The organism is Actinomadura oligospora ATCC 43269 (genome assembly GCF_000518265.1).
In the GTDB taxonomy this organism is placed as follows: Bacteria; Actinomycetota; Actinomycetes; order Streptosporangiales; family Streptosporangiaceae; genus Spirillospora; species Spirillospora oligospora.
In genome coordinates, this window is sequence record NZ_JADG01000004.1 from 297,375 (window position 1) to 314,518 (window position 17,144).

At 74.3% G+C, this 17,144-nt stretch carries 15 protein-coding genes; 5 read left to right on the forward strand and 10 right to left on the reverse strand.

Annotated features, from left to right (window positions below):
• Positions 1-14: 14 nt before the first annotated feature.
• From P696_RS0105910 to P696_RS0105920, 3 genes are read right to left on the reverse strand one after another with little or no spacing between them, the layout of a single operon-like run.
• The gene (locus P696_RS0105910) at positions 15-1,187 is read right to left on the reverse strand and encodes an XdhC family protein (protein WP_026411594.1); all 1,173 of its coding nucleotides are present in this window, start codon (positions 1,185-1,187) and stop codon (positions 15-17) included.
• Positions 1,180-2,307 carry a vWA domain-containing protein gene (locus P696_RS0105915; protein ID WP_034483685.1) on the reverse strand — a complete coding sequence of 376 codons (1,128 nt, stop codon included), beginning with the start codon at positions 2,305-2,307 and terminating at the stop codon, positions 1,180-1,182. The genes P696_RS0105910 and P696_RS0105915 overlap by 8 nt, the downstream gene beginning before the upstream one ends.
• Positions 2,308-2,325: 18 nt before the next feature.
• The gene (locus P696_RS0105920) at positions 2,326-3,225 is read right to left on the reverse strand and encodes an AAA family ATPase (protein WP_245627523.1); all 900 of its coding nucleotides are present in this window, start codon (positions 3,223-3,225) and stop codon (positions 2,326-2,328) included.
• A 227-nt stretch (positions 3,226-3,452) separates the two neighbouring features.
• Between P696_RS0105920 and P696_RS43605 the strand changes: the two genes are divergently transcribed.
• From P696_RS43605 to P696_RS0105935, 3 genes are all read left to right on the forward strand, one after another.
• The gene (locus P696_RS43605; protein ID WP_051466936.1) at positions 3,453-4,571 is read left to right on the forward strand and encodes a sulfite oxidase; all 1,119 of its coding nucleotides are present in this window, start codon (positions 3,453-3,455) and stop codon (positions 4,569-4,571) included.
• Positions 4,572-4,634: 63 nt separating this feature from the next.
• On the forward strand, positions 4,635-6,083 hold the full coding sequence (locus tag P696_RS0105930; protein ID WP_026411597.1) for a selenium-binding protein SBP56-related protein: 1,449 nt from the start codon (positions 4,635-4,637) through the stop codon (positions 6,081-6,083).
• Between the two features lie 4 nt (positions 6,084-6,087).
• The gene (locus tag P696_RS0105935; protein ID WP_026411598.1) at positions 6,088-6,735 is read left to right on the forward strand and encodes a hypothetical protein; all 648 of its coding nucleotides are present in this window, start codon (positions 6,088-6,090) and stop codon (positions 6,733-6,735) included.
• Between the two features lie 13 nt (positions 6,736-6,748).
• Here the strand turns inward: P696_RS0105935 and P696_RS0105940 are convergent, their stop codons facing one another.
• From P696_RS0105940 to P696_RS57325, 7 genes are read right to left on the reverse strand one after another with little or no spacing between them, the layout of a single operon-like run.
• Positions 6,749-8,347, reverse strand: coding sequence for a PucR family transcriptional regulator (locus P696_RS0105940; protein ID WP_026411599.1), 1,599 nt, complete (start codon positions 8,345-8,347; stop codon positions 6,749-6,751).
• 43 nt (positions 8,348-8,390) lie between these two features.
• A complete protein-coding gene (menC, locus tag P696_RS0105945; RefSeq protein ID WP_026411600.1) occupies positions 8,391-9,509 on the reverse strand; it encodes an o-succinylbenzoate synthase in 1,119 nt (372 codons plus the stop codon).
• Entirely contained in the window at positions 9,506-10,435 is a 930-nt protein-coding gene (locus tag P696_RS0105950) for a GNAT family N-acetyltransferase (protein WP_245627524.1), read from the reverse strand. Before P696_RS0105950 ends, menC begins: the two co-directional genes overlap by 4 nt.
• The gene (locus P696_RS0105955) at positions 10,432-11,625 is read right to left on the reverse strand and encodes a M20 family metallopeptidase (protein ID WP_245627525.1); all 1,194 of its coding nucleotides are present in this window, start codon (positions 11,623-11,625) and stop codon (positions 10,432-10,434) included. Before P696_RS0105955 ends, P696_RS0105950 begins: the two co-directional genes overlap by 4 nt.
• A 1-nt stretch (position 11,626) precedes the next feature.
• Complete coding sequence (locus P696_RS57315; protein WP_051466938.1) at positions 11,627-13,045, reverse strand: serine hydrolase domain-containing protein; 1,419 nt, start codon at positions 13,043-13,045, stop codon at positions 11,627-11,629.
• A complete protein-coding gene (locus P696_RS57320; protein WP_211245640.1) occupies positions 13,038-14,120 on the reverse strand; it encodes an alpha/beta hydrolase family protein in 1,083 nt (360 codons plus the stop codon). The genes P696_RS57315 and P696_RS57320 overlap by 8 nt, the downstream gene beginning before the upstream one ends.
• Before the next feature lie 8 nt (positions 14,121-14,128).
• On the reverse strand, positions 14,129-14,809 hold the full coding sequence (locus P696_RS57325) for a serine hydrolase domain-containing protein (protein ID WP_051466940.1): 681 nt from the start codon (positions 14,807-14,809) through the stop codon (positions 14,129-14,131).
• A gap of 176 nt (positions 14,810-14,985) precedes the next feature.
• Between P696_RS57325 and P696_RS0105975 the strand changes: the two genes are divergently transcribed.
• Together P696_RS0105975 and P696_RS0105980 are read left to right on the forward strand one after the other, a co-directional pair.
• Positions 14,986-15,828 (forward strand): M55 family metallopeptidase, encoded by an 843-nt coding sequence (locus P696_RS0105975; RefSeq protein ID WP_026411605.1) that lies wholly within the window; start codon positions 14,986-14,988, stop codon positions 15,826-15,828.
• 218 nt (positions 15,829-16,046) lie between these two features.
• Positions 16,047-17,027: a D-alanyl-D-alanine carboxypeptidase family protein gene (locus P696_RS0105980; RefSeq protein WP_051466942.1), complete on the forward strand. Its 981-nt coding sequence runs from the start codon at positions 16,047-16,049 to the stop codon at positions 17,025-17,027.
• The last annotated feature ends 117 nt before the right edge of the window (positions 17,028-17,144 follow it).

The window sequence follows — 17,144 nt, forward strand, 5'->3', positions numbered from 1 at the left end:
GGGTAGCCGCCGGATCACGGTTCGCCATGGATCCGGCCCTCGGTGTCCGACAGCGGACGGCCCGAACCGCCCCACCGCAGCTGGACGAGCTCCGCCGCGATCGACACGGCGGTCTCCTCGGGCGTCCGCGCACCGAGGTCCAGGCCGATGGGCGAACGCAGCCGCGACAGCTCCGTTTCGGTGAGCCCGGCTTCGCGCAGGCGCGCGAGACGGTCCTCGTGCGTGCGACGCGAGCCCATCGCGCCGACGTATCCGGCGGGCGTGCGCAGCGCGACCTCGAGCAGCGGGACGTCGAACTTCGGATCGTGGGTGAGGACGCAGATGGCCGTCCGCTCGTCCACCTCCGCGTCGTCCAGGAACTTGTGCGGCCACCTGACCACGACCTCGTCCGCGTCGGGGAAGCGCTTGGACGTCGCGAACACCGGACGCGCGTCGCACACCGTGACGTGGTACCCGAGGAACTTGCCGACGCGCGCGACGGCCGCGGCGAAGTCGATCGCGCCGAACACCAGCAGGCGCGGCGGCGGCGCGAAACTCTGCACGAACACGGTCAGGTCGTCCAGCCGCCGCTCGCCCTCCGGCCCGTAGTGGCGCTGCCCGGTGAGCCCTTGGGCGAGCATTCCCCGGGCGTCGTCGTCCACGGCCGCGTCCAGCCGCGCCGCGTACGGCTCCCCCGGCGCCAGCGACCCCGACGCCCCCCGCGGCCCGTCCGGCCCGGAGCCACTCGCCCCGGAACCGCTCGGCCCGGACGCGTCGGCGGGCCAGATGACGCGCCGGGCGCCGATGCGCCCGGGGCCCGCCACCACGGTCGCGAGGGCGACCGGGCGGTGCGCGCGGATCGCGGCGGCGACCTCACCGAACTCCGGGAAGGACGCCGCGTCGACCGGCTCGACCAGGACGTCCAGGATGCCGCCGCAGGTCAGTCCCACCGCGAACGCGTCGTCGTCGGTCACCCCGTACCGCTGGACGACCGGCCGCCCCGACTCCATGACCTCCCGCGCCAGCTCGTACACCGCGCCCTCGACGCACCCGCCGGACACGCTGCCCGCCGCCTCGCCGTCCGCCGACACCGCCATCGACGCGCCCGGCGGACGCGGCGCGCTGCGGAACGTCCCGACCACGGTGGCCAGGCCGAACGTCCGCCCGGACGCGTACCAGGCGGCGATGTCGTCGAGCACGTCACGCATGACCCGGGTCTCCGATCAGTCGGGCGAGCTCCTCCAGGGCGGCCAGGCTGTGCCCGGAGGTGAACGCGGAAAGGTGCGGGAGGGCGGCGGCCATCCCGGCGGTCAGCGGCGCGTACCCGGGCCGCGCCTTGTGCGGGTTCGCCCAGACCACCCGGTGCGCCAGCCGCGCGAGCCGCGCCATCTGCTCCCCCAGCAGGGCCGCGTCGCCGCGCTCCCAGCCGTCCGACGCGACCACGACGACCGCGCCGCGCGCCATCCCCCGCTGCCCGAAGCGGTCGAGGAACTCCTTCAGCTCCTCGCCGAGCCGCGTCCCGCCGCTCCAGTCCGGGATCGCGTCCGCCGCCGCCCGCATGGCCGCGTCCGGGTCCCGCGCCGCCAGCTCCCGGGTCACCCGCGTGAGCCGCGTCCCCACGGCGAACACCTCGACCCGCCGCCCGGACGTCCCGGCGCGGACGGCCGCGTGGGCGAAGCGGAGGAGGGCGTCGGCGTACGGGGCCATGGAACCGGACACGTCCACCAGCAGGACGAGGCGGCGGGGACGGACGCGCGGGGCGCGGCGGCGCAGCACGGCGGGTTCGCCGCCGCGGCGCAGGACCTCGCGCACGGTGCGGGCGGGGTCGAGACGTCCGGCGGACGCCGGGGCGAGGCGGCGTGACCGGCGGGGTTCGGCGGACGCGCCGAGGACGGCGATCAGGCGGTTGATCTCGGCGCGCTCGTCCGGGCCGAGGCGGGACACGTCGCGGTGCCGCAGCACCTCCACGCCGCTCGCGCTCGCGACGCTCACGTCGTCCGGCGCCGCGGACCCGTCGTCGGACGGCGGGTCCGGGACGGGCGGCGCGACGACCACCGCCCGGACGACGGCGGGCGGCGGCGTCCGGCGGGGCCGGGGGACGGCCGTCCGGCCGGAGAAGTACGCGGCGAAGCAGCGGTCGTAGCGCGGCAGGTCCTCGGGGTCGGCGCACAGGGTGAGCCGCCCGGCCCAGTACACGTCGCGCGGGTCGAGGACGTCGAGGTGGTCGAGCGCGGCCAGCATCGCCTGCACGCGCTCCGGATCGGCGCGTCCGCCCGCGGCGCGCACCGTCCGCGCGAACCCGACGACCGTCTCGACGATGTCCCTCATGGTGTCCCGCACCCCGCCTCACCCCCCGTCGAACAGGGCGGCGAGGCCGCGGTCGCGGTCCTCCCGGTACTTCAGGACGGCCCCGAGGGTGAGCGCGGCGGAGTCCGGGTCCAGGTCGCGGACGCCGAGCGCGACGAGCGCCTCGGTCCAGTCGAGGGTCTCCGCGACGCCGGGCGGTTTCAGCAGGTCGGCGGCGCGCAGGGTGGCGGCGGCGCGGGCGACCTGCCCGGCGAGGCGGCCCGCCGCGTCCGGGAGGCGGCGGCGGATGATGGCGACCTCGCGGTCGTAGGACGGGTGCTCCAGCCAGTGGTAGAGGCAGCGGCGCTTCAGCGCGTCGTGCACCTCGCGGGTGCGGTTGGACGTCACGACCACCACGGGCGGGGTCGCGGCGCGGATCGTGCCGAGCTCGGGCACCGAGATCGTGAAGTCGCTCAGCACCTCCAGCAGGAACGCCTCGAACTCGTCGTCGGCGCGGTCGACCTCGTCCACCAGCAGGACCGACGGGCTGGTCTCCAGCGCGCGCAGCAGCGGCCTGGCCAGCAGGAACCGCCGATCGTACAGCTCACCCTCGAGCCGGGCCGCGTCGGTCGCCCCGGCGGCCTCGGCCGCGCGCAGGTGCAGGATCTGGCGCGGGAAGTCCCAGTCGTAGAGGGCCTGGGACGCGTCCAGGCCCTCGTAGCACTGGAGCCTGATCAGCGGCGCGCCGAGCACCCGCGCGAGGGTCTTGGCCAGCTCGGTCTTCCCGACCCCGGCCTCGCCCTCCAGGAACAGCGGACGGCCCATGCGCAGCGCGAGGAAGCACGCCGTGGCGAGGCCGTCGTCGCACAGGTAGGCGTGCTCGTCGAGCAGCTCCGCGAGCGCGCCGGGCGACGCCGGAAGGGCCCCGGCCGGGCGCGGCGGAGGGATGGTGTGCGCCACGCCACACAGCCTATCCGCCAGGCCACACCCCCAACCGGGCCAAGCCACAATGCCCAGCGGGCCGGGCCACGAGCCCGGCGGGCGGGGCCACGAGCCCGGCGGGCGAGGCCACGAGCCCGGCGGGCGAGGCCCGACCGGCCGTCCGGCGCGGGCCGCGAACGGCCTCAGATACGGCGTAAGGCCAGGTGGGAAGCCGCCCGGAGGGCGCGTGCTGATTGAATGATCAGGTGCGCAACGACGCGGACGACACCGCTCCCGGAATCGTGAAGCCCCTGCCCGCCAGGCTGTTCATCCCCCGCGACACCAACGCGGAGATGCGCTGGGAAGGCATGGCCGGGCAGGGACGGCTGACGCCCACCGACCGGTTCTTCGTGCGGAACCACGTGGTCACGCCCCGGATCGACGAGCGGACGTGGCGGCTCAGGCTGTGGGGCACCGGCCTGGACGGCTCCCCCACCGAGGACGATCCCTTCGAGCTCACCTACGAACAACTGCTGAACATGCGCGCTCGAACGGTCACGACCGCGATCGAATGCACGGGAACCGGCCGTTCGTTCTTCGAGACCCAGCAGAACGAGCGGGTGACCGGGACGCCCTGGACGCTCGGCGGGATCGGCGTCGCGGCCTGGCGCGGCGTGCCGCTCGCGGACGTCCTGCGCCGCGCGGGCCTCTCCCCCGCCGCCGTCGACCTGCTCCCGCGCGGCCTCGACCCCGACTACGTCGACGAGGGCGTCAACATGGGCCGCGTCCGGCGTCCGCTGCCGATCGCGAAGGCCCTGGACGACGTCCTGGTCGCCTACGAGATGAACGGCGAGACGCTGCCGCCCGACCACGGGTTCCCGGCGCGGCTGGTCGTCCCGCACTGGGTCGGCATCGCGTCCATCAAGTGGCTCGGCGACATCCAGGTCGCCGACCACGAGCTGACGTCCCCCTGGAACACCCGCTACTACCGGATGTTCGGGCCGGGGTTCCCGCCCGAGGGCGGCGAGCCGCTCACCACGATGAACGTCAAGAGCGCGTTCGAACTCCCGCTCCCCGCCACGCTCGACGGCGCGGCCGGGCACGAGGTCACGCTCACCGGACGGTCCTGGTCCGGCACCGGACGCGTCGTCCGCGTCGAGGTCAGCACCGACGGCGGCGAGAACTGGCAGCCCGCCCAGCTGAACGACAGCTCCGACGCGTGGGTGCTCTGGTCCCTGCCATGGCGTCCGCCCGCGCCCGGGAAGTACGAGCTGCTCGCCCGCGCCACCGACGACACCGGCCACACCCAGCCGGGCACCGAGCCCCACAACGACAACGGTTACCTGTTCGGCGCGGTCGTGCGCCACCCGGTGACAGTGACCTGAACCGGCCCTTGGCGAACGTGGCGGGTCGCGCGAGGATCGGGGGGACCCCGCTGAGGAGCCGCCATGCCGCTGTGGAAGCCGGACCCCACCTTCTACGCCTCCCCGCGCGACGCCGTCTCGGCCCCTCCCGAGAAGCTCGCCTACGTGGCGGCGTTCGACCCGACCTCGCAGGGCCCGGACGCCGTCCTGGTCCTCGACGCCGATCCCGACTCCGCCGCCTACGGGACGGTCGTCGGACGCACGGACCTGCCCCACACCGGGGACGAACTGCACCACATGGGGTGGAACGCCTGCAGCAGCGCCCTGTGCCCGTACGCGCCGCACCCGCACGTCGAACGCCGCTACCTGGTCGTCCCGGGCCTGCGGTCGTCCCGGATGTACTTCGTCGACGTCAAGAAGAACCCGACCGCGCCCGAGATCGCCAAGATCCTCGAGCCGGACGAGCTGGCCAAGCGCGCCGGGTACTCGCGGCCCCACACCGTCCACTGCGGTCCCGAGGGCCTCTACGTCGCGTCCCTCGGAGGGGCGAACGGGCCGGGAGGTCGGTCGGGGTCGGTTGGTCGGGTGGGAGACGACGGGCCGGGCGGGATCGCGCTGCTCGACCATGACTCGTTCGACGTGCTCGGACGCTGGGAGGTCGACCGGGGGCCGCAGCACCTCGCCTACGACGCCTGGTGGCACATCGCGCACGACGTGCTGGTGACGTCCGAGTGGGGCACGCCGTCCATGATCGAGGACGGCGTGGTCGGCGAACTGCTCCTCGGCCGCAAGTACGGCCACGCGCTCCACTTCTGGGACATGCGCAAGCGCCGCCACGTCCAGCGGGTCGACCTCGGCGACCAGCACCAGATGGCGCTCGAACTGCGTCCCGCGCACGACCCGACCAAGCAGTACGGGTTCGTGAACACCGTGGTCAGCGTCGAGGACCTGTCGTCGTCCATCTGGGTCTGGCATCGCGAGAACGGCTCGAAGGACGGCCCCTGGACGGCCACCAAGGTCATCACCATTCCGGCCGAGCCCGCGTCCGCCGACGCGCTGCCTCCGGTGATCCAGCCTTTCGGGGCCGTCCCGCCGCTGGTCACCGACATCGACCTGTCGGTGGACGACCGCTGGCTGTACGTGTCCTGCTGGGGCACCGGCGAGCTGAAGCGGTACGACGTGTCCGACCCGTTCCACCCTGTCGAGGCCGGGTCGGTGCGGATCGGCGGCATCGTGAACCGCACGCCGCATCCCGCCGCGCCGGACGTCCCGCTGTCCGGCGGCCCGCAGATGGTCGAGGTCAGCCGCGACGGCCGCCGCGTCTACGTGACGAACTCCCTGTACCGGTCCTGGGACGACCAGTTCTACCCGGACGGCGTCGGCGCGTGGATGGCCAAGCTGGACTCGTCCGACGCCGGGTTCGGCTTCGACCCGCGGTTCTTCCCGAACGGCGACGACTTCGGCGGGCTGCGCGTCCACCAGACCCGGCTCCAGGGCGGCGACGCCTCGTCCGACTCCTACTGCTACCCGTGACCCGGTGACGGACGGATCGCTGGCGGCGCTGGTCGTCCTCGGGGCGTTCCACGGTCTGAACCCCGCCATGGGCTGGCTGTTCGCGGTGGCGCGCGGCCTCCAGGAACGCAGCCGGACGCGCGTCCTGGAGGCGCTGCCCGCCATCGCCGCCGGGCACGCGGCGTCCGTCGGGGCCGTCGCGCTGCTCGTCACGCTCACCCGGTCGGTCGTCGCGGCGCAGGCCGTCGCGCTCGTGGGCGGCGTGGCGCTGGTCGGGTTCGGCCTGTGGCGGCTGCTGTCCAGGCGACACTTCCGGTGGGTCGGGATGCGCCTGTCGCTGCGGCAGCTCGTGGGCTGGTCGTTCCTGATGTCGTCGGCGCACGGCGCCGGGCTCATGCTGCTTCCGGTCATCACGGCGTCCGGCTCGGGCGGTGGCGGCCTGACCGGCGCGCACGCGCACGGAATGGGTCACGCGGCGGGTAGCGCGGTGTCCGCGGCCGTCTTCGTGACCGGTGTCCACACCCTCGCCATGTTCGTCACGGCGGGGATCATCGCGCTGCTGGTCTACGACGTGCTCGGGCTGACCGTCCTGCGGCGTGCCTGGCTCGACCTGGACCGCGTCTGGGCCGTCGCCCTCGTCGGCGCGGGCGCCTTCGCCCTCGCCACCGCCTGAACCGGACGCCGCGTCACGGGGACGGGGGCGTCAGGCGGAGTTGGAGCATGGCCTCGAAGCGGGCGTCGGCGTCGGTGAGGTCCAGGCCGGAGACCTCGGTGAGGCGTTTGAGGCGGTAGCGGAAGGTGTTGGGGTGGACGTGGACGGCCGCGGCGGCGGCGGGGACGTCGCCGAAGGTGTCGAGCCAGGCGGCGAGCGTCCCGGTGAGGGCGGTGTGGTGTTCGGCGTCGTAGGCGCGGAGGCGGACGACCGGGCCGTCGGGGACGTCGTCCTCGTCGGCCATGCGGTCGGCCAGGTCCGCCATGAGGGACGCGACGTGGACGTCGGTGAGGCGGGCGGCGCGGGCGCGGGCGCGTCCCTGGCGCAGGACGCGCAGGGCGCGGTCGGCGTCGTGGCGGGAGCGGGGCAGGTGCGCGGGGCGGGCGGCGACCCGTCCGATCCCGATGACGGCCGGGACGCGGGCGCCGACGCGGGTGAGGAAGGCGTCGGCGACGCGGAGGGCGGGCTCGTCGGTCGCGGTGGGCAGGATCGCGTAGGTGACGCCGCCCAGTGAGGCGGTGGCGGTGCGCGGGTGGATGGCGGCCAGGTGGAGGGCGAGGGCGTCGGAGACGCGTTCGCCCGCGGCGACCCGGTCGGCCGCGGGCGACTCCCCCGTGACCGCGAGGGCGAGGACGCAGGCGGGCTGCGCGGTCAGGCCGAGGCGCGCGGCGGCCTCGGAGGCGTTCGCGCCGCCCTCCAGGACGGTCGCGAGCAGGTCGGCGCGCAGGCGGCGTTCGACGTCCTGGCCCGCGCGGCGGCGCAGCAGGTGCAGGGCGACGACGCGGGCCGCCTCGGCGAGGGAGCGCTCGCGGTCGGGGGTGAGCGGCCGGTCGACGACGACCCAGATCGATCCGAGGATCTCCCCGCCCGCGCGGACGGCGATGGCGACGCGGGGCTTCTCGGCGATGCCTTCGACGTAGACGGGACGGTCGCTGCGGTAGAGGGCGTGGAACGCTCCACGCTCCTCGAGGGCGCGGAGCTTGTCGGCGGGCACCTGGCGGTCGAGGATCGTGGCGATGCGGGCCTGGTCGCCCTCGTCCTGGCGGCTGGAGAAGGCGAGGACCCGCCCGCTGCGGTCCTCGACGGTGGCGGGGCCGTCGAGAAGCGCGGCGATGGCGTTGGCCAGGGCGAACAGGTCGGTGGCGGGCGGCCCGTCGTGGTCGTCGGACGGCCCGGGGTCGTCCACGCCGATCTCGTCCACGGCGAGCAGCGACCTGAGCATGGCGGCGACCTGCGCCCAGGACGCGCCGGGGGTGAGGCCGAGGACGGCGACGCCGGTGCGGGCGGCGGCGTCGCGGACGGCGGCGTCGACGGCGACCGGCGAGCGGACGATGATCGCGGCGGCGTCCAGGTCGGCGGCCCGCGCGACGAGTTCGGCGACCGGCCCGGGGCCGTGGACGCCGACGCCCAGGACCACCGCGCCGGGGAGGCGGGCGGGCTCGTCGTGGGGGTCGTGGATCAGGACCCCGGCGACCGGGCGCGCCGGGTCCGGGTCTCCGGCCGCGACCTCGACCAGGGTGGATCCCAGGTCGGCGAGGATGCGGCCGAGGACGGGGGCGGGCGGAGCGCTCATGCCGTCAAGGTAGGCGATCGCGGCGCGCCCGCGGCGGGCCCGGTCATGTGGACGCTCCCCCGGCGATCCATTCGCTGGAGACGGTGACCTCGGCGAGCCGCTCGGGGTCGGGGTCGACGCCGAGGCCCGGGCCCGTCGGGACGCGCAGGTGGCCGTCCTCCAGGACGAAGGGCTCGGTGATGTCGGTGCGGTAGTAGCGGCCGGACGCCGAGGTGTCGCCGGGCAGGGTGAAGCCGGGGAGCGCGGCCAGAGCGACGTTGGCGGCGCGGCCGAGTCCGGTCTCCAGCATCCCGCCGCACCACACCGGGACCCCGTGCGCCGCGCAGACGTCGTGGATGCGGCGGGCCTCCAGGTAGCCGCCGACGCGTCCGGGCTTGACGTTGACGATCGAGCAGGCGCCGAGCGCGATGGCGTCCGCCGCCGCGCGGGCGGACACGATCGACTCGTCCAGGCAGATCGGGGTGCCGACGGTGGCGGCGAGGCGGGCGTGGCCGCGCAGGTCCTCCTCGTCCAGGGGCTGCTCGATGAGCAGGAGCCCGAACTCGTCCAGGCGGGCCAGGTGGGCGGCGTCGCCCACGGTGTAGGCGGTGTTGGCGTCGACCTGGAGCGGCACCGCGTCGCCGAACCGCTCGCGGACGGCGGCGACGGGCTCGACGTCCCAGCCCGGTTCGATCTTGAGCTTGATCCGCCGGTATCCCTCGGCGAGGTAACCCTCGACGGCGTCGAGCAGCGCGGGGATCGAGTCCATGATGCCGACCGAGACGCCCGCCGGGACGCGGTCGGCGGTGGCGCCGAGCCAGGAGCCGAAGGACACCGACCGCGCGCGGAGCCAGGCGTCCAGGACGGCCGCCTCCAGGGCGCCCTTGGCCATGCGGTGGCCCTTGACGTGGGCGAGCGCGGGCGCGACGCGCCACGGGTCGAGGTCGGTGCGGGCCGTGAGGGCGGGGATGAGGTGGCCGCGGAGCACGTCGACCGCGCCATCGGTGTACTCGGAGGAGTAGACCGGGTCCTCCATGGTGACGCACTCGCCCCAGCCCTCGCCCTCGCCGGTCTCGACCCTGACCAGCAGGAGTTCCCTGGAGGTCTGGGTGCCGAACGAGGTGCGGAACGGCGAGACCAGCGGCATCGCGATCCGGCGCAGCTCCACTCCGGCGAGCTTCATGAACGGGTCCTTCCTTCGTTGTCGATCACGTACCAGCCGTCCCGGGGGAAGCCGGTGACGGCTGCGCCGTCGGCCATCAGGCCGCCAAGGACGTCGCGGACGGCGTGCCGCCACTCCCGGGCGACGGCGGGGTCGGAGGCCCGCATCGCCTCCATGTCACGCGGGATCCGGACCAGGACGGTCGCGCCGTCGAGCCGTCCTTCCACCGGACGGCCGTCGGGCTTGGCATCAAGCCCCACCACCGGACGCGGCCCCGCGTCGGCCACGTGTGGACGGCCCTCGCAGGCGGCGGCGACACGCTCTCCGGTGAGGCTCCAGTGGACGAGCACGCGGTCGGTCTCCTCGCCCGCGTTCACCTCGTCCTGCATCGCGCCGTAGAAGTCCGGCAGGTACTCGACCGGCACCGCGCCGAGCTTCGCCAGGTTGAAGTAGGCGTTGCGGCTGATCAGCGGGTCGAACGTCCAGCTCACCGTGGTGATCCCGCGGCCCAGAGCCCAGCCACGCTGGTGCAGTTTGAGCGCGTACCCGGCGCTGCGCCCCCGGGCGTGCCCTTCGACTCCGGCGATGTGGGAGTGCAGGCCCTCGGCGGCCAGCAGCCCGACGCAGGCCGCGACCATGCGGTCGCCGGCGTACGCGCCGACGACGTAGCCGCCCGCGTGCCCGATCACGCGCATGAGTTCGGGCGTGATGAGCGGGTTCCCGGCCGGGGGACGCCACACGCGGTCGATCAGCGCCGCCGCCTGAGCCAGGTCGGGAAGCTCGGCCAGCTCCCTGACCTGGACCCCGGCAGCCTGGGCGGCCCTGTCGGCGGAGCGCCGCGCGGCCCGGCGCAGTGCTTCGGAGACCTCCTTGTCCGCTCCGGGTTCGGCTGTTTCGGGCTGGTCGGCCATCGTCGGTTCCTCGTCCAGTGTCGTCGGGGCGGTCACGCCGTCTCCCCTGCGTGATCTGTTGTCCGGGCGGCTGTGTCGGCCCCGCTGTGTGCGTGCCGTTCGGGGTCGGACGGACGGGCGGTCAGTTCGCGGACGAGCGCCGCGAGGAGCGCGGTCCGGCGCGGCAGCTCCGCGACGATCACGTGCTCGTGGTCGGCGTGCGCGCCGCCGCCGACCGCGCCGAGGCCGTCCAGCGTGGGCGTGCCGACCCCGGCGGTGAGGTTCCCGTCGGAGCCGCCGCCGACGGCCACGCCCTTCAGCGTGCCGAGGCCGAGCTCGCCGTACAGCCGCGAGGCCAGGGCGAACAAGCCCGCCGACGACGCCTCCTGGAGGGGCGCACGGTCGGGTCCGCCGGTCACCTCGAGTCGCGCTCCGGGCAGGGCGGGACGCAGCGCGCGCACGGCGGCGTCCACCCGGACCTGTTCGGCGGTCGTCGTGGCGCGGACGTCCACGAGCAGTTCCGCCGCGTCCGGGACGGTGTTGCGGGTCGTCCCGGCGGAGGCCACCGTCGGCGTCACCGAGGTGCCCGCCGCCGGGTCGCCGAGCGCCGCGACGGCCTGGATCTGGTGGGCGAGCTCGACCGCGGCGTTCACGCCCCGGTGCGGTTCGAGGCCCGCGTGCGCCGCCTTCCCGCCGATCCGCAGGTCGTAGGTGGACACCCCCTTGCGCGCGGTCTTCAGCGCGCCGTCCTCACCGGCCTCCAGCACCAGGACGGCCCCGACGCGGCGCGCCTCGGACTCGACCAGCGCGCGGGACGTGCCCGACCCGGTCTCCTCGTCGCTGGTCGCCAGGACGGTAACGCCGTCCAGATCGTCCAGGAGGGCCAGGGCGTGGAAGATCTGGACGAGTCCCGCCTTCATGTCGAAGCAGCCGGGGCCGGTCATCCTCCCATCGGTCACGGCGAACGGATGGGTGGCCAGCGCGCCGACCGGCCAGACGGTGTCGAAGTGGCCGAGCAGCAGCACGCGGTCGCCCGCGCCGAACCGCCAGCGCAGGTGCGGACGTCCGCCCGATTCGAGCCGTTCGGGGTGCGTGCCGGTCAGGCGCGAGCCGAGCCCGGCCACCTTCTCGGCGCAGCGGCGCACGGCCGCCACGTCCGCGGTCGGCGACTCGGCCCGCACCAGTTCCCCGATGTCGGCGACCATCCCGGACGTCCGGGCGCTGGCCGCCATAAGCAGATCGGGCACGTCAGCCGACCTTGGGCGTCGCACGGACACCGTGGTGGACGTACGGCGAGCCGTCGGCGAGGGTGTAGAAGGTCACCGGCCACCAGTGGTCCGTGCCGGGCCGCCGGACGACGAAGACGCCGGGCTCCAGGGCCCGCAGCGGCTCCTCCCGCAGCCGCTCCTCCTCGGGGAGCATCTCGGCCAGCTCCCCGGTCACCATGGAGCGCAGAACGAGGCCGCCGTCGCGTTCAAACACCTCCATACGGGTGGAGGCGCGCTCGTACACGCCGACGTAGCGGGACAGGTCGTCCGGGACGGGCTCGGAGGACGGTTCGGGCAGCCCGGACACCTCGACGTCGGCGAGCTCGGCGAAGATCTCACCGTAGAGGTCCTGGTAGAGGCTCGAGGCGTCGCCGCCGTTGGTGAGCAGGCAGACCGCGATCCCGGCGTCCGGCAGGATCCGCAGGAAGGCGCTCTGGCCGATCGTGTTGCCGTCGTGGCCGTACAGGCGGCGTCCCGACCACTCCATGAGGATCCAGCCCAGCCCCCACGCGTCCCCGAGGGTGCGGGTGTCGGGCATCGCGACCTGGCGCTCGCGCATCTCCCGGGCGGCGCCCGCCGACAGCAGGCGCGTCCCGTCCGGGGCGAGACCGTCGCCGAGGTGGAGGCGGGCGAAGGCCAGGACGTCGCGGGGCGTGGAGCAGATCAGGCCCGCCGGTCCCGCCGAGCGCATCAGCGTCCAGTGCGGCGCGACGGCCGGGGGGTCGCCGACGTGGCCCGCGGCGGCGCGGTGGCGCAGGACGTCTTCGGGGATCGTCGCGGTGTGGGTGAGGCCGAGCGGCTCGTAGAGGCGCTCGCGCATCAGCCGGTCCCACTGCACGCCGGTGACGTGTTCGAGGACGCGGCCCGTCAGGGTGAAACCGGCGTTGCAGTAGGACATCGTCGCGCCGACCGGGTGGTTGGCGGCGGCGTCGGCGAGGCGTTCGGCGTAGCGCTCCAGGCAGTCGTCGCCGCGTCCGGTGTCGAGGAAGAAGTCGCCGTCGATCCCGCTGGTGTGGGAGAGCAGGTGGCGCAGGGTGACCCGCTCGGTCAGCTCCGGCGTGCCGAGCCGCAGGCCGGGCAGCGCCGAGGCGACCGGGGCGTCCAGGTCCAGGAGGCCCTCGTCGACGAGCGTCATCGCGACCGTGGCCGTCCAGACCTTGGAGATCGAGCCGATCTGCCACAGCGTGTCGGTGGTGGCCTCGATCCGCGCGCCGGCGTTCGCCAGGCCGGTGGCGGCCTCGGCGATCTCGCCGTCCGCCAGGATGCCGAGGCCCGCGCCGGGCACGCCGTGCCGGGCGGCCAGGACGGCCAGCCGCTCGGCCCAGTGCGCGGCGTCCAGCGGGCCCGTGGTGGAGGTTGCGGGGGTGGGGGTTGCGGGGGCGGGGGCGGTGTCAGTCATGGTCGACTCCCAGGTGTTCGGTGACCCAGCCGACGAGGCGGCGGGAGTAGTCGGCCCGGTGCGAGGGCCGTCCGGTGAGCGGGAACATGTGGTCGCCGCCCGGATACCGGACGAGGCGGACCGGGACGCCGCGCGAGCGCAGCGCGTGGAACCACTGCTCGGCCTGCCCGACCGGGCAGCGGTCGTCGGCGTCGCCGTGCAGGATCAGGGTCGGGACGCGCACCCCGTCGGCGTGGGTCAGCGGCGACAGCGCGACGAGCCGGTCGCGCGGGCCGATCTCCAGGCCGGTCAGGGCCTCGCCCTCGTCGGACGTCCCGGCCATCGAGACCAGGTCGGTGACGACGCCGCCGGGAACGGCCGCGCGGAACACCTGGCTGCGCGCCGACAGCCAGCAGGTGAGGTAGCCGCCGTAGCTGTACCCGGTCAGCGCGACGCGTCCGGGGTCGGCGAGGCCCTCGTCGATCAGGGTCTGGACGGGCTCCAGGACGTCCCGCTCGTCGGCCTCGCCCCACGCGCCGAGCGCGGCGGTGTAGAACGCCTCGCCGTACCCGTCGCTGCCGCGGATGTTGAGCGTCAGGACCGTCCAGCCGCGCGCGACGAGTTCGTGCTGGTAGAGGTGGACGGAGTCGGCGTGCGGGGCCCAGGCGTTGTGCGGGCCGCCGTGCACGTCCACCAGCGGGGGGCCGCCGGCGGGCGCGTCCGGGTCGCGGATCAGGAACCCGTGGACGCGGGTGCCGTCGGAGATCGTGAACTCGCGCTCGGCGCTCCGCGGCAGGGCCACGTCCGGCAGGGACCCGGCGGTGTGCCGGGTCAGCGGTGTGACGCGGCCGGTGCCGAGGTCGAGCAGCTCGATCTCGGCGAAGCGGGCCGCGTCGGCGACCAGCAGCGCCGCCCGGCCCGCCTTGGGCGCGACCGAGCATCTCGCGACGCCGGTCCCGGTGGGCAGCGGGACCTCGGTGATCTCCGCGCCGTCCAGGCGGTACAGGCGGGTGACGCCACGGTCGCGGGCGCAGAAGAGCAGCTCGCCCGCGTCGCCGCCGGTGAACTGCGGCAACGCTCCCGGGTATCCGGGCATGCCCGGCATCACGTTCCGGTCGTGCGCGGCATCGCCCAGGCCGGGGCCTTCACCAGCGCGCCGTCCGGGCCGGGCAGGTGTCCCATGGAGACCCGGTGCCGGATCGCCTCGGCGGGCGAGGTCGCGACGTGGGTCATGCCGAGCGGCACGGCGATCCGCTCGCGCAGCGCCGCCTCCCAGGTCTGCCCGGTCAGCACCTCGACGATCCGCCCGAGCACCACGTACCCGCTGTTGCAGTACGACCAGCGCTCCCCCGGCGGGAACAGCTGCCCGGCCCGGACGGCCAGGTCCGCAACGAACCGCTCGACGGCGTCGTCGCCCGGCCCGTGGTCGTCGAAGATGTCGCCCTCGAAGCCGCCGACGTGGCACAGCAGCTGCCGGACGGTGACCGACGCGCTCACGTCCTCGTCCACGACGCGGAACCCAGGCAGGTACCGGGCGACCGGCGCGTCCAGGGCCACCAGGCCCTCGTCGACCAGCTGCATGATCAGCGTCGCCGTCCAGACCTTGGTGATCGAGCCGGTCTGGAAGACCGAGTCGACGGTCGCCGGATAGCCGGTCTCGACGTCCAGCACGCCGTACGCGGCCTCCACGACGTCCGCCCCGCGCCGGACCGCCAGGACCGCGCCGGGGATGTCGTGCCGTCCGGCCGCCTCGGCCAGCCGCGCCTGGAGTTCCCGTGGGGTCACCCTCGCCACCTCCGTCCGGGCGGCGTGGTGCCGCCGGGTGGATGAACGGTAGGCAGCCCGCCCCCGGGCACGATTCGTGCGGCGGCACGAAAAACCCGGCCGATCCATGTGGCGCGCTCCGAAGCCCCCACGCCGCCGTCCGCCGATACTCACGGGAAAACCGCGAAGGGAGCCGCATGGACGTCTACATCTCGGTCGACATGGAGGGCATCGCCGGCATCGCCACGATGGACCAGATCGTGCGCGGCGGGCACGGCTACCCGCGTTCCCAGGAGCTGATGACCGCCGAGGCCAACGCGGCGATCGCCGGCGCGTTCGACGCCGGGGCCGACACGGTCGTGGTCAACGACAGCCACGGCACGATGGACAACCTCCTCCAGGACGCGCTGGACGAGCGGGCGCGCCTGGTCACCGGCTCACCCAAGGCCCAGTGCATGGCGCACGGGCTGGACGGACGGCACGGCGTGGCGCTGTTCGTCGGCTACCACGCGCCGGGCGGCTGTCCCGGCGTGCTCGCCCACAGCTTCTCCTCCTGGTTCACCTGGATGCGCCTGAACGACCGGCTGTTGTCGGAGGCCGAGGTCAACGCCCTGCTGGCGGCCGAGCACGGCGTCCCTGTCGGGCTGGTCACCGGGGACGACCAGATCTGCGCGCTCGCCGAACGCGTCCTCCCCGGCGTCGTCACCGCCCCGGTGAAGACCGCCGAGGGGCACACCGCCACCAACAGCCTGCACCCGCTCCGGGCCCAGGCGCTCATCCGCGAGGGCGCGGCGGCGGCCGTCAAGAACGCCCCGGCGCTCCGTCCCGTCCCGATCCCCGAACGGCTGGACCTGACCGTCGGATTCCAGCTCCCCGCCGCGGCCGAGGCCGCCGCCGACGTCCCCGGCGCCGAGCGCGTGGACGAGCACACCGTCACCTGCCCGGTCCCCGACCTGCGCAGGCTCATGGGCCTGATCGGCGTCTGGTACGGCGTCGCCGCCCTCGCCGCCCGGACCCGCCTCCCCCTCCTCGACCGATGAGCCCCCGCCTTGTCACCGCGGGACGAACCCGGTTTGTCACCGGTGGATGACCCCCCTTTGTCACTCAGGACGAAAAACGGCACACGGTCCGTCCGAAACCCGGCCAACCCTCACGCTTCGATCAAGATCAATTGCGACGGCCGTCCTCCGCTGGCAGTCTCCTCTCGGACCCATGGGACATCAGTGACCTATGGGGCGAACTGCAGAACGGGGAACCCATGAAGGCTTCCGCACGACTGGCCGTGCGCTGCGCGGTCGCGGCCCTCACCGCCGCGCCGCTGCTCGCGGTCGCCGGGACCGCCGCCAACGCGGCTCCGGCCGCCGCGCCGCACGCGGACACCGACGTCTGGGCCGCCGCAGGCCCGGCCGGGGTGGGCGCGAAGTCCGCCTACCTGTACGACGTGTCCGCGAAGAAGGCCCGCTGGGCGCGCGCGGACAAGACCAAGCGCCCGATCGGCTCCATGACCAAGGTCATGACCGCCTACACGGTGCTGAACAGCAAGGTGAGCCTGGACAAGGTCATCACCGTCCAGCGCAAGCACGTCGAGTACGTGACCAAGAAGTACACGGACGCCAGCCGCGCCGGGATCCGCGTCGGCGACAAGCTGACCGTCCGGCAGCTGCTGAACCTGATGATGGTTCCGTCCGGCTGCGACGCCGCGTACGTGCTCGCCGACACCGTCGGACCGGGCTGGAAGAGCTTCGTCGCCAAGATGAACGCCAACGCGCGCAAGCTCGGCATGAAGAACACCCATTACGCCAACTTCGACGGTCTCAACTGGCCGTCGGAGAAGTCGACGTACTCCACGGCGTACGACCTGACCCGGCTCGGCTACGCCACGATGAAGAACTCCACGTTCCGCTCGATCGTGAAGCAGCCGCGCTACTACCTGGGCGCGACCGGTTCGCACCACGCCTACAGCGTGTGGAACACCAACCGGCTGCTCGGCTCCGGCAGGGGCGCGTACAAGGGCGCGGTCGGCATCAAGACCGGCCACACCAACGCGGCCGGCTACTCGCTGATGTTCGAGGCCGTTCGCGGCAGGAAGACGCTGATCGGCGTGGTCATGGACAGCTCCAAGACCGTCGAGGCCGCGCGCTTCACCGACGCCGCGAAGATGCTCAACTGGGGCTTCGGCGTCCGCACCGCCGACGTCTGGGTCGTCCCGCCGGTCCCGGCCGGCGCGAACGTCGACTGACGTAGCCTCCCGGCTCCCCGGCCCCCTGCACCGCCCGAGGCGCAGGGGGCCTCCCCATGTTTCGGCCGAACCGCTTGCGGACGCTCGGCCCGCGCCGCGAAGCTGCATGGGCTTTCG

What these genes read in the sequence shown, in the direction of transcription:
- P696_RS0105930 (WP_026411597.1), top strand. Translation starts at nt 4,635, where the DNA reads ATGCCGCTGTGGAAGCCGGACCCCACCTTCTACGCCTCCCCGCGCGAC.
- P696_RS0105975 (WP_026411605.1), top strand. Translation starts at nt 14,986, where the DNA reads ATGGACGTCTACATCTCGGTCGACATGGAGGGCATCGCCGGCATCGCC.
- P696_RS0105980 (WP_051466942.1), top strand. Translation starts at nt 16,047, where the DNA reads ATGAAGGCTTCCGCACGACTGGCCGTGCGCTGCGCGGTCGCGGCCCTC.
- P696_RS0105910 (WP_026411594.1), bottom strand. Translation starts at nt 1,187, where the DNA reads ATGCGTGACGTGCTCGACGACATCGCCGCCTGGTACGCGTCCGGGCGG.
- P696_RS0105915 (WP_034483685.1), bottom strand. Translation starts at nt 2,307, where the DNA reads ATGAGGGACATCGTCGAGACGGTCGTCGGGTTCGCGCGGACGGTGCGC.
- P696_RS57315 (WP_051466938.1), bottom strand. Translation starts at nt 13,045, where the DNA reads ATGACTGACACCGCCCCCGCCCCCGCAACCCCCACCCCCGCAACCTCC.
- P696_RS0105940 (WP_026411599.1), bottom strand. Translation starts at nt 8,347, where the DNA reads ATGAGCGCTCCGCCCGCCCCCGTCCTCGGCCGCATCCTCGCCGACCTG.
- P696_RS57320 (WP_211245640.1), bottom strand. Translation starts at nt 14,120, where the DNA reads ATGCCCGGATACCCGGGAGCGTTGCCGCAGTTCACCGGCGGCGACGCG.
- menC (WP_026411600.1), bottom strand. Translation starts at nt 9,509, where the DNA reads ATGAAGCTCGCCGGAGTGGAGCTGCGCCGGATCGCGATGCCGCTGGTC.